Source organism: Rhodobacter viridis, assembly GCF_003217355.1.
GTDB classification, from domain to species: Bacteria; Pseudomonadota; Alphaproteobacteria; order Rhodobacterales; family Rhodobacteraceae; genus Rhodobacter; species Rhodobacter viridis.
On record NZ_QJTK01000004.1, the window covers coordinates 30,264 to 44,465 of the forward strand.

Annotated in this window: 13 protein-coding genes; 2 read left to right on the forward strand and 11 right to left on the reverse strand. The window is 66.3% G+C overall.

The genetic code is table 11. The annotated features are described in order from the left end of the window. Window positions 1-32 precede the first annotated feature (32 nt). Together C8J30_RS07290 and C8J30_RS07295 are read left to right on the forward strand one after the other, a co-directional pair. Entirely contained in the window at window positions 33-686 is a 654-nt protein-coding gene (locus tag C8J30_RS07290; protein ID WP_110805371.1) for a response regulator transcription factor, read from the forward strand. After that, window positions 683-1,921: a histidine kinase dimerization/phospho-acceptor domain-containing protein gene (locus C8J30_RS07295; RefSeq protein ID WP_110805063.1), complete on the forward strand. Its 1,239-nt coding sequence runs from the start codon at window positions 683-685 to the stop codon at window positions 1,919-1,921. Before C8J30_RS07290 ends, C8J30_RS07295 begins: the two co-directional genes overlap by 4 nt. Window positions 1,922-1,955: 34 nt before the next feature. Here the strand turns inward: C8J30_RS07295 and C8J30_RS07300 are convergent, their stop codons facing one another. From C8J30_RS07300 to C8J30_RS07350, 11 genes are all read right to left on the reverse strand, one after another. After that, window positions 1,956-3,278, reverse strand: a complete 1,323-nt coding sequence (locus tag C8J30_RS07300; RefSeq protein ID WP_110805064.1) for an ABC1 kinase family protein — start codon at window positions 3,276-3,278, stop codon at window positions 1,956-1,958. A gap of 40 nt (window positions 3,279-3,318) precedes the next feature. Next, window positions 3,319-3,957, reverse strand: a complete 639-nt coding sequence (locus C8J30_RS18575) for a NifB/NifX family molybdenum-iron cluster-binding protein (RefSeq protein ID WP_181420817.1) — start codon at window positions 3,955-3,957, stop codon at window positions 3,319-3,321. Window positions 3,958-3,972: 15 nt separating this feature from the next. Beyond that, window positions 3,973-4,461: a lysozyme inhibitor LprI family protein gene (locus C8J30_RS07310; protein ID WP_110805065.1), complete on the reverse strand. Its 489-nt coding sequence runs from the start codon at window positions 4,459-4,461 to the stop codon at window positions 3,973-3,975. A 123-nt stretch (window positions 4,462-4,584) separates the two neighbouring features. Continuing rightward, a complete protein-coding gene (puhE, locus tag C8J30_RS07315) occupies window positions 4,585-5,412 on the reverse strand; it encodes a putative photosynthetic complex assembly protein PuhE (RefSeq protein ID WP_110805066.1) in 828 nt (275 codons plus the stop codon). Between the two features lie 174 nt (window positions 5,413-5,586). Continuing rightward, window positions 5,587-6,075 (reverse strand): photosynthetic complex assembly protein PuhC, encoded by a 489-nt coding sequence (puhC, locus tag C8J30_RS07320; protein WP_110805067.1) that lies wholly within the window; start codon window positions 6,073-6,075, stop codon window positions 5,587-5,589. A 12-nt stretch (window positions 6,076-6,087) separates the two neighbouring features. Beyond that, the gene (puhB, locus tag C8J30_RS07325) at window positions 6,088-6,729 is read right to left on the reverse strand and encodes a photosynthetic complex putative assembly protein PuhB (RefSeq protein ID WP_110805068.1); all 642 of its coding nucleotides are present in this window, start codon (window positions 6,727-6,729) and stop codon (window positions 6,088-6,090) included. Window positions 6,730-6,801: 72 nt separating this feature from the next. After that, window positions 6,802-7,566 carry a photosynthetic reaction center subunit H gene (gene puhA / locus C8J30_RS07330; protein ID WP_110805069.1) on the reverse strand — a complete coding sequence of 255 codons (765 nt, stop codon included), beginning with the start codon at window positions 7,564-7,566 and terminating at the stop codon, window positions 6,802-6,804. 15 nt (window positions 7,567-7,581) lie between these two features. Then, window positions 7,582-9,015 (reverse strand): PucC family protein, encoded by a 1,434-nt coding sequence (locus C8J30_RS07335; RefSeq protein WP_110805070.1) that lies wholly within the window; start codon window positions 9,013-9,015, stop codon window positions 7,582-7,584. Further along, window positions 9,012-9,686, reverse strand: coding sequence for a magnesium protoporphyrin IX methyltransferase (gene bchM / locus C8J30_RS07340; RefSeq protein WP_110805071.1), 675 nt, complete (start codon window positions 9,684-9,686; stop codon window positions 9,012-9,014). Before bchM ends, C8J30_RS07335 begins: the two co-directional genes overlap by 4 nt. A 1-nt stretch (window position 9,687) precedes the next feature. After that, window positions 9,688-10,602, reverse strand: coding sequence for a ferredoxin:protochlorophyllide reductase (ATP-dependent) iron-sulfur ATP-binding protein (gene bchL, locus C8J30_RS07345; protein WP_055209649.1), 915 nt, complete (start codon window positions 10,600-10,602; stop codon window positions 9,688-9,690). Window positions 10,603-10,630: 28 nt separating this feature from the next. Next, window positions 10,631-14,200: a magnesium chelatase subunit H gene (locus C8J30_RS07350; protein ID WP_110805372.1), complete on the reverse strand. Its 3,570-nt coding sequence runs from the start codon at window positions 14,198-14,200 to the stop codon at window positions 10,631-10,633. Window positions 14,201-14,202 lie beyond the last annotated feature (2 nt).

Below are 14,202 nucleotides of genomic sequence, written 5' to 3' on the forward strand. Positions count from 1 at the left end.
TCAAAATGCCCGCGCGGGGCTATTTCGGGACCATGCGCCTGCTGCTTGTCGAAGATACCGCCGATCTGGCCGAGACCCTTGCGCGCCATCTGCGCGCCGAGGGCCATGCCGTCGATCTGGCAGAGGATGTCGAGGGGGCGCTTTCGGCGCTGGCGGTCACCGAATATGCCTGCGTGATCCTTGACCTTGGGCTGCCGGACGGCTCGGGGCTGGCGGTCTTGCGCGACCGGCGCGACCGCGGCGACCGCACGCCCGTCATCATCGCCACGGCGCAGGATCAGATCTCCGACCGCATCGCCGGGTTGGATGCCGGGGCCGACGATTACGTCGTCAAACCCTTCGATCTGCACGAACTCTCTGCGCGGATCCGGGCCCATGCCCGGCGGGCGCAGGGCGTCCCCGAGGCGCGGATCGCGCTGGGGCCGGTCGAGGTCGATCGCGCGCTGGCGCGGGTCTGGCGTGACGGGGTCGAGGTGCGGCTGACGGCGCGGGAATGGGCCTTGTTCGAAGCGCTTCTGGGCGCGCGCGGCCGCGTGCTGGGCAAATCCGCGCTGGAGGAGGCGCTTTACGCCTTTGACGACCGGATCGAGGGCAATGCGATCGAGGTCTATGTCTCGCGGCTGCGCGGCAAGCTTGGTCCCGAGGTGATCGAGACTCGGCGCGGTCTGGGATATGTGGTGCCATGACGCAACGGCGTGCCCCCCGTTCGATCCGGAACCGGCTGATGCGGGCGGTGCTTGGGGTGGTGGCGCTGGGCTGGCTCGGCACGGTGGCGATGACCGTTCTCTTCCTTGATCGCGAGATGAGCGAGGGCTTCGACGAGGAACTGGAACTGGTGGCCGAGACGACGCTGGTGGCGCTCGAAACCGGGGCGGATCACATCGTGCCGCGGCTGGTTGCGGTGACGGCGAAGGAAAACGACCGGCTGTTGCGGATCATCCGCCCCGGCGTGCCCGAGCCTCAGGTGCCCTGGGTTTCGCCCGCCGAGGACGGTTATTTCGACTCGATGGGCTGGCGGGTGCTGCGGCGCACCGGCGATCACGAGGTGGTCGAGGTCGCGCATAACCGCAACTGGCGGCACAGGGAAATGGGCGAGGCCGCGGTCTCGCTCTTGGTGCTTGTGGTTCCGGTGGTGGGGCTGCTGATCTGGGGGCTGCGCCGCGCGCTCGCACGGGCGCTTCGGCCGCTTGACGCCTTGGCGGGCGCGATTGCCGGGCGCAGTCCCGATGATCTGTCGCCTGTGCCGGAAACGGGCCTGCCGCGCGAGTTGCATCCGCTGGCGCATGGGCTGAACAGCTATCTGGCGCGGATCGATGATCTGCGCGCGATCGAGCGCCGTTTCGTCGCCAATGCCGCGCATGAGCTGCGCACGCCGATCGCGGCGATCCGGGCGCGGCTGGAGCTGGGCGGCGGCGCCGGGGCCGAGGCGGCGCTGCCGATGCTCGACGATCTGACCCGCCGGGTCGAGCGTCTGTTGCAGCTGTCGCGCTCGGAGGCTGGTCTGGGGCTTGGCCGTGGCCCGGCCGATCTGGTGCAGGTGGTGCGGCTGCTCGTCGAGGAAGCCCGTCGGCCCGGCGCGGTGATCCGGTTCGACGATGGCGATCTGGAACGCCTGAGCCTGCCTGTCGATGCCGATGCCTTGGCGATCTTGATCCGCAATCTTCTGGAAAACGCGCTTGAGCATGGCACGGGCGCGGTGCGGGTGGTGATCCGTCCGCCCGCCGACGGGGCCGGACCGGCGCTGATGATCGAAAACCCGACCGCGCAAACGGGCTTTGTCGAGGAGGCTTTCCGCAAGGGCCCGGGCTCGCGTGGGCTGGGGCTTGGCCTTTCCATCGTCGCGGCGCTGGCGGCGGCGATGGGGGCCAGGGTCGAGAAAACCATCCGCGCCGGTCAGGCGCGGGTGGTGGTGACGTTCTGAGAGTGGCGGGGGCGCGTCGCTGCCCGACCGCGGGTCAGAGCCAGCTTTCGACCAAGGTCCGCAGGTCGATCCGGGCGCGCAGCTTCGTCGCCAGCAGATAGACGCCGCCGAACTTGCGCTGCAGGAACAGGCTGTCCACCGGCGGGAAGCGGAAATGATGGCGATGCGATTGCAGCGCCAGGCTTTCATCGCGCATCCGCAGCGCCAGATCGTTCTGGCCGAAATCGTAAAGCCCGGGCTGCCGAAGCGGCTCGACCGACATCCGGAACATGTCAAGCAGCAGCGCCTCGAGATCCGCGGGCATCTCGGCATGCAGGAAGCCGATCTCGCGCGCGGCATCGCGCACGCCCGTCATGTCGTCATCGAGCCCCGCGCGCAGAAGCCGCCGATAGCGCGCGGCAAAGTCCTCGGGGAATTCGCGCGTCGCGCCGAAATCGAGCAGGATCACCCGGCCCGTCGCCGGGTCGTAGCGGAAATTCGCGAAATTCGGGTCGGTCTGCATCAGCCGATAGTCGAAAAGCTCGCGGAAGATCAGATCGACGATCAGCCGCATCACCCGGTCACGCTCGGCCTGTGGCGCGGTCTCAAGGCTTTCGATCGGCACGCCCTCGACAAAGGACATCGCCAGAACCTCGCGCGTGGTCAGGTCTGGATGCAGTGCGGGCACGGTGAAATCGGCGCTTTGCGACTTCAGCTGCCCGAAGAGCGCCAGATACCGCCCCTCGCGTTCATAATCGGCTTCCTCGTGCAGCTGGCGTTTCGCCTCGTCGAGCATCGGCGAGATATCCAGCCCCTTCGGCACCAGCCCGGAAATCTTCATCAGCGTCGCGACATTGTCGACATCCGAATCGATCGACTTGCGCACGCCCGGATATTGCACCTTGATCGCCAGATCGCGGCCGTCCTTCGTCCAGGCGCGGTGCACCTGCCCGATCGAAGCAGCGGCGATGGGATGCACGTCGAATTTCTTGAAATGCTTCAGGAAATCCGGCCCCCAGGCGGTGATCAGCACCTTTTTCAGCTGTGCGGGCGGCATGAAATGCGCCTCGGCGCGCAGCCGGGCCATGATCTGGGCGAGCTCGGGCGGCAGCATCTCGCCCGCGTCCATCGACATCAGCTGCCCCATCTTCATCGCCGCGCCGCGCATCTGCGCCAGCTTGTCGGCGACCTTGAGCGCGTTTTGCGGCGTCAGCAGCAGATCGCTCATCACCGGGCGCTGCCCGCGGGCAAGGCTTTTCGCCCCCTCGGCCATCACCGACCCCGCAATGCTTGACGCCAGCCCGCCGAGCTTCGCCGCACGCACGAAGCGCGAGGACGGTACGGGCAAAGGTTTCATTTCGGGCTTTCGCTCGGTCATGATCGCTCCGGATTTGGGTTTCGGTCAGATAGGACGGGGCTCAGCCCCGGCAAGAGCCACCGCCGCCGCAGCCACAGCCGCCGCCGCTTTGGCGCGGCGCATCGCGCAGCACCGGAACGGCCTCGTGGTCATGATCGTGATCGTGACCGCCACAGCCGCAGCCTCCGCCACCGTGACGGTGCCCATGGCCGTGACCGTGACGATGCCCGCCACCGCCACAGTCCCCATGATCGTGGTCATGGCCGTGATCATGGCCGCCGCAGCCGCCCTGACCATCGCAGCCTTCGCGGCCGTGATCGCCACACCCGCAGCCACAGCCGTCCAGATCTTCAAGCCGCATCCCCGCCGCCGTCAGCGCCTCGATGATGGCGACCGCGAGCGAACCCGCCGCCGTGGCGGGATCGGTCTCTTCCTCGCTCACCACGGCCAGAACGCCGCGCGCCGCCATCCGGTCACCGAAGGTCTCGATCGCGGCTGACGAAATCACCGCGGTCATGTCGTCGAACGGATGCGGCGAGGCTGCATCCTCGGCAGGCATCTGCAGCGCCTCGGGCAGGTCGATCCGGGCCACTTCCTGCGCCTTGCCGCCTGCTTCGACCTCGTAGATCAGGAACGGGCCGGTCTCTCCGGCGCGGCCGGAAATGGTGCGGAAATTCTGGCTGGCAACAGCGATGAGCATGGAAGGTTCCTTGGATTACTGGCCCTTGGCCGCGGCTTCGAGATAAAGCGCCTGTTCGGCCGTCAGGTGCAGGTGGCAGTCGATGGCATATACCATCCGCCGCGGCGAATTGCGATGCAGCATCGCCTCGAAGGTGCAGCGCTTCTCGGCCCAGTTGGTCCAGGCCTTGCGCATGGTGTCGAAATCGTCGGTCAGCCGCGGGGCGCCATCGGCGATCTGCTTCGTATAGGGCACGTCGAGCTTTTCGGCCCGCGCCTGCATCGCCGCTTCGGCATCCATCATGCGATGGCGCCACCAGCCCACCTCGTCGGTGATGCAGCCCGCCACCAGCGAGGGCTGGGCGTCGACCAGATGCGCGCGGCAGGCATCCGAGGATTTGCCGACGCAGGCCAGTTGCTCCTCGGGCGTCGTGGCATCGGCCATGCAGGCGGCGGTTTCATTGCCGGCAAGCGCGGCGGTGGGGCAGGCAAGGGCAATCAGAAGAGAGAAGGTCGCGGCGCGCATCGGCGAAAACCTTGTGAAAGGAGCGAATGCGGGCAGATAAGCGGGCAGGGGAGGGGGCGTCTGTGACGTCGTCACATTTCACCGGGGCCCGCGTTAACGATTGCGCGCGTCAGATCTTGGGCGTCACTCGCCCGCGGGAATGCGCACCGGAACGGTGTCGAGCAGCGCGTCCTCTTCGGTCTCGTCGACCGCGGGCAGCATCCAGGTCCAGAGCTTCTGATCGGGCAGCGGCAGGACCATGAACCAGTGCTCGAGCAGCGCGAGCGCGGTCAGCACGGTCAGGAGCACGAAGCCGATGAAGATGCCGTCGGTCTCGGCGGCGACGGCGCGTTCCATCCAGCAGCCGGTGGCAAAGGTCAGAACGGTGATCGAGACCGGGAACAGGAAGTTCATCCGGGCATGGCGGAAGTGGCTCGCCAGATGGGCGAGCGGCTTCGGCAGGAATTGCACGTTGATCCGCGGCACGCCGAAGAAGAGGTTCAGCTTCGCCGAAACGCGGGCCAGGAAGAGCGTGCCAAAGGTCCAGAGACCGAAGCGATTCTCGCCATCCCAGACCAGCACGGCACACAGGATCAGAGCCGAGATCAGGCCGATTTCATGCCACAAAAGCGTGCCGACCGAGCGGATGAAGCGTTCCGTCATCGAGGCGAAGGGCGGGCAATGGTCGCGATTCGGTCCGGCGACGACGCCCGACAGGAACGCCAGCTCAAACCAGCCCCAGACCGAGACGGCCGAGAGGAAGGCGACATGGGCGCCGCGCACCGAGGTGTCATCGGCCGAGTTCGACATCGCGATATAGCCGCCGATCAGAAGCGGCAGCCCGCCCAGCACCGAGCGCATATGCGCGGCCCGGCCCGACAGGTCGGCACGGCGGATGCGCCACAGGATCGCGCCGGTGGAGAACCACCACACGAAGATCGTCGTCAGCGCCACAAGCCAGGGATTGTTCATGCGCGGCACCCCCGATCACGGGGGCGCCGCGCTGGACCGGGGGACGCGCCCATCGCCCCGATCCGGACCGCCACGGGGGCGGTAACGCAGAACCCGCAAGACCGCGCCTTCCGCCGCGCCTGGGCTGCGGCAGATTTCGGAAGGCAAGGGGCGGTCAAAGCGGGCATGGGTTCCTCACTTCATGTCGAGAATGCGCTCGAAGGCGGCCTTGCTGTCGGCGCCAAAGGCGTAAAGTTCGGCGGACCAACCGGTGGCCGGATCTTCCATCGTCAGACGGCCGTTGTCGTAGCGCACGATCCGCACCGGCGGGTTGTCGGTGATCCGCGCCACCGCGCGCGAGCGGCGCACGGCGGCCGCCATCACGTCGACGAAGCCGCCTTCGGGCAGATCGAGCAGGATCTTGCCCTCGGCATCGGCCACCGTCGCATGACGGGCGTCGATATCCTTCAGAATCACCATCTTTTCGGCCACGACATTGCCCGGCGCGGGCACGCCTTCATGCGGGCGCTTGGTCAGCACGGAATAGGTGGTCAGAGCGAGCGACAGCAGCGCGATGCCGATCATTGCCCGCAGAAGCGGTTTCGGGATCAGTTCGGGCTCGGGCTTGCGACCGGCCTTGGCGTCGGGACGCTGCGGGGCGGGGGAGACGGGATGTTGTGCCATGTCTGCCCTCGTTTACTGCGCCACGGCCAGACCGGCCCCGGCCTGCGGCGCGGCGACGATCTGCGGCTCGTTCAATTTCGCCTGCGCGGCCTCGGCCAGAATGCGGGCGACCTTTTCGGCATCGGGGATGCAGCGGAAGGCGGGTTGCGGCACGCGGAAATGCCACGGGCGGGCATGGGGCCAAAGGACGCCATAGGACAGGCGCATGTCGGACCGCGTCTGCAGCGCGATCGTGCCCATGCCGCGGCGGCCGATCTTGGCGAGCGACATCGTCTCGATCACGGTGAAGGGTACGGTGAAGGTCACCTGAAGCGCCGCGCCGACCCGCAGAATCGCACGCGCCGAGGTTATGGTGTAGATCGTGGCACGGGCCTGCACCCAGGCGAGCAGAAGCATCAGCCCGTAGATCGCAGCGGCCATCAGAAGGAACAGAACCGCGGTCGGCAGCGCCACACGGGCGCCTTCCTCGTGCCAGTAAAGCACGGTCCGCCATGCGGCCACGAAAAGCATGATGCCCGTCATCCAGCGGATCTTGTAGGCGTCACGCGCCAGCGTCCACATGTCGGGCTTGCCCTGCCAGAGGATCTCTTCGCCCTCGGGCAGGGGGGCAGGGATCCCCGGTTGGGGTTCGAAGTCGAAGTCATGGTCTGACATGCAGACCTCCGTATTCCAGTAGTGCGGTCAGACGGGACGGCGCGGGCGCGCGCCGTCCCCGTAGGCTCGCAATCAGAGCGCGTAGGGTTTGACACCCTTGGCGTACATGTAGCCCCCGGCGACATAGGCCGAGATCTTTTCTTCTTCGAGCTTGGTGACGACTTCCGGCGACTTGATGTCGGGGATGGCGTCGAACAGGTCCGAGGTGATCGCATTGACGCGAACACGGTCCGACCAGATCTTGAGCATGGTCATCGGGAGAAGCTTTTTCTTGCCCGAGTTCAGCTCGACTTCGAGGTAGCGCACCAGCTGTTCCGGAACGTCGACCCACATGTCGGTGATCTTGCCGACAACTTCGGTGTCGCCCGCCTGCACCGGCAGACCGCGCGGATCGCGACCGGCCGAAACCTTCATCTCGGTCTTGCGCATCGGCTGGATCTTGTTGTGACCATGCGCATCGACTTCCGGTTCGTCACGCCGCGGCACCCACGAAGCCGGACCCACGCCGTCTTTCATCGGATCGCCGGTCGGGCGGAACGGGTAGCCTTCGTTGACCGAGGTGCGCTCGAGCGCGAGGTCGGTGCGACGGTGGGCTTCTTCGTTCTCGACCGAGGGAACGACGACCTTGCGGCCGTTGGCCAGTTCGAAGGTCTTCGGCGAGGGCACCGGGAACGGGCCCTGGTTGACCGAAGGCAGGCCGTCGTCGTTTTCGAGCGGATAGCCTTCGCGCATGTTCTCGGTTTGCAGGTAGTAGATCAGATAGGCGAGGAACGCCCAGAACGACCAGATTGCAAGACTGGCCAGATCGAAGTCTCCGAAGAAATTGACACCGACCATGTTGGTCCTCCTTTGTCAGGTTGGAAATTCGGCAAGGCCGATCCGAGCCTCGCCGGCTTCCGGCTTCTTGGGGAAAAGGCTGCCGGGGCGAACGAGCGGTCCGAGCACGGCAAGAGTGATGAAGAGCAGTCCGATTTCGGTCACATAGACCACCGTGTAGCCGAGCGCCGGGCTATGGAGTGACCCCAGATAACCCGCTGCGGCGGCGTGGGCAACGAGGTCACGCGTCGCACCCCCGATGAACACCGCAAGCCCCGCCGCCGTGGCCTGCGCAGCACCCCAGGCGCCGAGCGCGATGCCGGAAGCACCCCGCACGACCACCATCATCGCCACGGTGAGCGTGGCAATTCCGAACATGCCGCTGCCAAGGCCGATGCCCATGGCAGAAGCGAAGAACAGCACCTTGCTGGCGAAAAGCGCCGAGAACAGCACCGTCGTGAAGGCGACGATGCCGACCAGAAGCCCGCGCGCAGCGATGCGATGGGCCACGGCCCCCTGTGCAAGGCGCCGCGCCGACCAGATGAAACCGACAAGCGCGCCGAAGCTCCAGCCTGCGGTGAGCCAGGTCGTCTGCCCCACCTTCAGGCCAAGCACCTGCCCGCCATAGGGTTCGAGAAGCACGTCCTGCATCGAAAAGGCAAGTGTGCCAACCATCACCGTGGCCAGAAGCCGCAGGGCTCCGGTCTCGGCGGCGAGAAGGCGCCAGGCCTCGCGGAAGCTTTGGCGGGGCGCTTCGCGTTCGGCCTTGGTCATCGGCCGCATCACTTCCTGTTTCCACAGCGCGATGACGTTCAGCACCAGCGTCATCGCCCCGCAGCCCTGCACGACGCGGATCAGCGTGATCTGATCGAAGTCGCGCAGCAGCCAGCCGACGATCACCGCCGAAATGCCCATGCCGACCAGGAACATGACGTAGAGCAGCGCCACCACCTGCGGTCGGGTTTCCTCGGTCGCGCGGTCGGCGGCGAGCGCCAGACCCGCGGTCTGGGTCATGTGCATGCCAAGACCCGCCATCAGGAAGGCCACGGCCGCGAAAGCCTCGCCCGCCCAGTCGGGGCCCATCGTCTGATCGCCCGAAAGCAGGATCAGCGAGAACGGCATCAGCGCCAGCCCGCCCATCTGCCAGAGCGAGCCGAACCACAGGTAGGGCACGCGCTTCCAGCCAAGCGCCGAGCGGTAGGTGTCGGACCGGTGCCCGAGGATCGCCCGGAAGGGCGCCACCAGCACCGGAATCGAGATCATCGCGGCCACGACAAGCGCGGGCACGCCCAGCTCCAGGATCATCACCCGGTTGAGCGTGCCCAGAAGCAGGACTTGCGCCATGCCGACGGAAACCTGAAACAGCGAGAGCCGCAGCAATTGCCGCAGCGGCAGTTCTTCGGACGCCGCATCGGCGAAGGGCAGCCAGGTCATCGCCAGCGAACCGATCATGCGGCGGGAGAGCATCATGGCCGATACTCCAGGCATTCCGAGATGTAGAAACCGCGCGCGACGCGGTCGATCTTGATCAGGCTGTCGCCCGCGTGGCGCTGCAACTTGTCGAGCGCATGCGGGATCATCGTCGGCGAGCGGTTCGAGCGCGGGAAGAGCTTGCCCAGCCACCAGAACGCCATCAGGAAGGCCGTTTTCGGCGCGACGGTGAAGACGATGGCGCTATGCGTGCGCTTGCCCAGCTCGGTCAGCACCCGGCCGATATCCGGCGCGCGGTAGTAGATCAGGCTGTCCATCGCCACGACATAGTCGAACTGGCCCAGAGCCGGGTCAGCCATGTCCCCGACATGAAAGCTGACCTTGCCCTGCAATTCGGGCGCAAGGCGCCCTTTCGCGATGTCGATCAGCTGCGGCGAGATATCCACCGCCACCACCTCGGCGCCGCGCTTGGCCAGCTCGGCCGTCGTCAGACCCGTGCCGCAGCCCGCGTCCATGACGCGGCAGCCGGTCAGATCGTCGGGCAGACGCGACAGCATGACGGCACGCATCGTGTCGCGGCCCTCGCGGACGGTCTGGCGAACCTTGCTCACCTTCGCATCCGCGGTCGTCAGCCGTTCCCAGGCCCGGGTCGCGGTGCGGTCGAAGTAGTGTTCGACGCGATCGCGGATGTCTGCGTAGTCGGAGGACATCTCAATCAAATCCCAGAAGTTCGAAGATATGGCGATCGGTCAGCGGCTCGGGCGTCAGGCCCGGCTCGCCAGTCGAACGCCAGAGCGTCTCGGCCAGACGGATGTATTCGGCGCGCGCCATCACCACATCCTCGGCATCGTCCATTTCGAACAGGGTGCGCTTCTTCAGCCGCGAGCGGCGGATGGAGTCCAGATCCGGCATATGGGCGATGCGCTTGAAGTTGGCGGCCTCGCAATAGCGGTCCACCTCGTTCGTTTCGCGCGAGCGGTTGGCCACGCAGCCCGCCAGGCGGACCTTGTAGTTCACCGCTTTCGCCTGCACGGCCGCGATGATGCGGTTCATCGCATAGATGCTGTCGAAGTCGTTCGCGGTCACGATCAGCGCCCGGTCGGCATGCTGCAGGGGGGCCGCAAAGCCGCCGCAGACCACGTCGCCCAGCACGTCGAACACCACCACGTCGGTGTCCTCCAAAAGGTGATGCTGCTTGAGCAGCTTCACCGTCTGGCCGACCACATAGCCGCCGCAGCCCGTGCCCGCGGGCGGGCCGCCAGCTTCGACGCACATCACGCCGTTGAAGCCTTCGGTGACGTAATCCTCGGGGCGCAGTTCTTCCGGGTGGAAGTTCACCTGCTTGAGGATGTCGATCACGGTCTCCTGCAGCCGACCCGTCAGGGTGAAGGTGCTGTCATGCTTCGGGTCGCAGCCGATCTGCAGCACGCGCTTGCCCAGAAGCGAGAAAGCGGCCGAGAGGTTGGAGGAGGTCGTCGATTTGCCGATCCCCCCCTTGCCATAGACCGAGAACACGCGCGCGCCGCCGACATCGAGGCCGATGTCTTCGCTGTCGTGCACCTGCACCGAGCCTTCGCCGTCACCGTCGAAGCCCTTCAGGTCGGGAATATCGTCGCGCGGGCTCATGCGGCCCTCCTTTTCGTCGTCGTCCATGTCATTCTGCCGCAACGCCTTCCATCCGGTCTTCCAGCTCGTCCGCGGCGGCTTGCAAAGCCGCCAGCGTCGCCGGATCCGGCTGCCAGTAGTTGCGGTCCGAGGCCTCCAGAAGCCGCTGCGCCATCCGGCTTGATGCGGCCGAGTTCAGGCTTGCCAGCCGCTCGCGCATCTCGTCGTCAAGCACAAAGGTTTCCGAAAGCCGCTGATAGACCCAAGGTTCAACCTGCCCTGTCGTGGCAGACCAGCCAAGGGTGTTCGTCACCTGCGCTTCGATCTGCCGCACGCCTTCGGCGCCGTGTTTCAACAGCCCTTCGTAGAATTTCGGGTTGAGGCTTCGCGCCCGGGTCTCCAGCGCGATCTGGTCTTGCAGCGTGCGCACCGTGCCCGCGCCGCGGGTCTGGTCGCCGATGTAGACGGCCGTTTCCTTGCCGCCCTGCGCCCGTTTCGTCGCCCGCGCGATGCCGCCCAGCGTGTCGAAATAGTGGTCCACGGTGGTCACACCGAGTTCCACGGACTCGAGGTTCTGATAGGCCAGATCGACCTTCGACAGTACGTTTTGCAGCAGGCTGACCTGCTTCGTGGACTTGCCGTCGCGCCCATAGGCAAAGGACTTGCGCGCCTCGTAGGCATCGGCCAGCTCGTCCTCATCGCCAAAGCCGGCAGAGCCGACCAGCGTGTTGACGTTCGAGCCGTAAGCCCCTTCGGCATTCGAGAAGACCCGCAGCGAGGCCGTATCGAAGTCCATTCCGGTGTCCTGCATCGTGGCGAGCACGTTGGCGCGGATGAAGTTCTGCGCCAGCGGTTCGTTTTCGGCCGAGGCGCAAAGATACGCGGCTTCGGCCAGCAGCTTGGTCTGCAAGGGCAGCAGGTCGCGGAAGATGCCCGAGAGCGTCATCACCACGTCGATCCGCGGACGGCCAAGCTCGGCCAGCGGGATCAGCTCCGCCCCGGCCAAGCGCCCGTAGTTGTCGAACCGCGGCCGCGCGCCCATCAGGGCGAGGGCCTGACCGATCGGACCACCATCCGATTTGATGTTGTCCGAGCCCCACAGAACCAGCGCGATCGAGCGCGGCAGAGTGGGGTGAGTGGCGAGCAACCGCGCCGCCTGCGCCGCGCCGTCCTTGATCGCGAAAGCGGTCGGCATGCGGAACGGGTCGAAGGCGTGGATGTTGCGCCCCGTCGGCAGGATCTCGGGCGAGCGCACCAGATCGCCCCCCGGCACCGGCGGCACATAGCGGCCATCAAGTGCGCGCAGAAGCCCGGCGATTTCATGCTCTTCCTGCAGCAGCTGGTCCGCCCGCGCGCGGTCGGCATTCTCCGGCATCAGATCGAGCATCTCGGCGCGCGCCTCGGGCGTCATGGTCTTGCCGACGACATGCAGGCCTTCGGTGATCAGCGCGCCTTCGGTTTCGAGCAGTTTTTCCCAAAGGGTGGAAAGGTCAGAAGCGTCCATGTTGACGCTCTTGGCCTGTTCGCGCACCAGCGCTTCGAGGTCTTCGCGCTCGGGCGAGTCGGGGGGCAGGGCGCGCAGACGGCCAAGGCTTTCCTTGATCTCGGCCAGACCCTTGTAGAGCCCCGATTGCGCCAGCGGCGGCGTCAGGTGCGAGACGATCACCGCGTTCGAGCGGCGTTTCGCCAGCGTCGCTTCGGACGGGTTGTTGGCGGCGTAAAGATAGACGTTCGGCAGGTTGCCGATCAGCCGATCCGGCCAGCAGCTTTCGCACATGCCCGCCTGTTTGCCGGGCATGAACTCGAGCGCGCCGTGCATGCCGAAATGCAAAAGCGTGTCGGCGGCGAAATCCTCGCGCAGCCAGCGGTAGAAGGCCGCGAAGGCATGGGTCGGCGCGAAGCCCTTTTCGAACAGGAGCCGCATCGGGTCGCCTTCGTAGCCGAAGACCGGCTGCAGGCCGACGAAGACATTGCCGAACTGACGGCCCAGAACGAAGACGTCGCGCCCGTCGGTCTGGTGCTTGCCCGGGCTGGAACCCCAGGCGGCTTCGATGTCTTTCAGCCATTTCGTGCGCGCCACGAACTCGGCCGCGGGGATGCGGGCCGCGATCTGCGCGGGCTGGCCATGCGTCGTGTTCGGGCCGCAAAGCACCGCGTCACGCAGCTCCTGCACCGATTCCGGCAGCTCGCCCATCTGGTAGCCGTTCGCCTTCATCGCGTGCATGACGTTGAAAAGGCTCTCGAAGACCGACAGGTAAGCCGCCGTCCCGGCCGCGCCCGCGTTCGGCGGGAAGCCGTAAAGCACGATGCCGACCTTGCGGTTGGCCACTTGCGAGCGGCGCAGCTTCGCCATCCGGACGACCTTGTCGACGAGCACCTCGATGCGCTCGGGGCAGGGGGCCATCGCGTGGCTCTCGGCTTCCGGGTCGGGTTTGCAGCCGCGTGCGCAGGTGAGGCAGCCCGCCGGATCATGGCGGCCCGCAAACACCGTCGGGTTCGTCGCGCCGTCGATTTCCGGCAGCGCGATCAGCATGGTGGTTTCCACCGGGCCAAGCCCGCCCCCCGACGCCCGCCATTGGCCAAGCGTCTGGAATTCGAGCGGTTGCGCGGTGATATAGGGCACGTCGAGCGCTTTCAGCGCCTCGACCGCGGCATCGCTGTCGTTATAGGCGGGACCGCCCACCAGCGAGAAGCCGGAGAGCGACAGCAGCGTATCGACCTTGCCTTGCAGGAATTCCTCGATCGCCGGGCGGCCATCAAGACCACCGGCGAAGGCGGGCAGAACGGCGACGCCATGCGCCTGCAATGCGCGGATCACCGCATCGTAATGCGCGGTGTCATTGGCCAGGATGTAGCTGCGCAGCATCAGGATGCCGATCGTCGCGACCGGATTGGCAGGCTGCGGCAGTTTCTTCGGATCGGTGGTGATCCGGCCCGGCATGTCGGGGTGATAAAGACCGACCTCGGGGTAATCGATCGGTGCCGCCGCCTTGATGCCGCGCCAGTCGCGGTTGTCGGCGTAGCGGCCCACCAGATAGCGGACCATCGATTCGATGTTGTCCTCGGACCCGCCCAGCCAATACTGCATGCACAGGAACCAGGCGCGCAGATCCTGCGCCTTGCCCGGAATGAACTTCAGCATCTTCGGGATCGTCCGCAGCATCGACATCTGCTTTTCGGCAGATCCCGCCCCCGGTTGCGACTTGCCGCGCAGCTTCTTCAAAAGCGCCATCGGCCCCGAGGTGGGCTTCGTCATGTCGAGATCGCCCATCTTCGTCAGACGGACGATCTGCGGATCGGCGACCATGCCGACAAAGGCATCCAGCCCGTCACGGACCGCCTGCATCTCGGGCAGGATCATCTGCAGGTGCTCGTCGATGAACAGCAGGTTCGCGACGACGATATTCGCGCCAAGGACGGCCGCTTTCGCAGCCGCCAGCTTGGCCGGGTTTTCCGACCATTCGGCGGCGGCGTGGACGGAAACATGGATGTCGGGAAAGTCGTGTTGCAACCGCGGCAGGGCGCGGGCAGCCGGACCTGCGGCATGCTGGTCGAGCGTGATGATCACGACGTTATAGCCGCCCGGACGGTGCGGCGGCAGCGGCATGGTTCCGCTCATCG

Bases quoted from the DNA above. Each gene is read 5' to 3' on its own strand.
- C8J30_RS07310 (WP_110805065.1), bottom strand. From the start codon at position 4,461: ATGCGCGCCGCGACCTTCTCTCTTCTGATTGCCCTTGCCTGCCCCACC.
- C8J30_RS07300 (WP_110805064.1), bottom strand. From the start codon at position 3,278: ATGACCGAGCGAAAGCCCGAAATGAAACCTTTGCCCGTACCGTCCTCG.
- C8J30_RS07350 (WP_110805372.1), bottom strand. From the start codon at position 14,200: ATGAGCGGAACCATGCCGCTGCCGCCGCACCGTCCGGGCGGCTATAAC.
- C8J30_RS18575 (WP_181420817.1), bottom strand. From the start codon at position 3,957: ATGCTCATCGCTGTTGCCAGCCAGAATTTCCGCACCATTTCCGGCCGC.
- bchL (WP_055209649.1), bottom strand. From the start codon at position 10,602: ATGAGCCCGCGCGACGATATTCCCGACCTGAAGGGCTTCGACGGTGAC.
- bchM (WP_110805071.1), bottom strand. From the start codon at position 9,686: ATGTCCTCCGACTACGCAGACATCCGCGATCGCGTCGAACACTACTTC.
- puhC (WP_110805067.1), bottom strand. From the start codon at position 6,075: ATGGCACAACATCCCGTCTCCCCCGCCCCGCAGCGTCCCGACGCCAAG.
- C8J30_RS07335 (WP_110805070.1), bottom strand. From the start codon at position 9,015: ATGATGCTCTCCCGCCGCATGATCGGTTCGCTGGCGATGACCTGGCTG.
- C8J30_RS07295 (WP_110805063.1), top strand. From the start codon at position 683: ATGACGCAACGGCGTGCCCCCCGTTCGATCCGGAACCGGCTGATGCGG.
- puhE (WP_110805066.1), bottom strand. From the start codon at position 5,412: ATGAACAATCCCTGGCTTGTGGCGCTGACGACGATCTTCGTGTGGTGG.
- puhB (WP_110805068.1), bottom strand. From the start codon at position 6,729: ATGTCAGACCATGACTTCGACTTCGAACCCCAACCGGGGATCCCTGCC.
- C8J30_RS07290 (WP_110805371.1), top strand. From the start codon at position 33: ATGCGCCTGCTGCTTGTCGAAGATACCGCCGATCTGGCCGAGACCCTT.
- puhA (WP_110805069.1), bottom strand. From the start codon at position 7,566: ATGGTCGGTGTCAATTTCTTCGGAGACTTCGATCTGGCCAGTCTTGCA.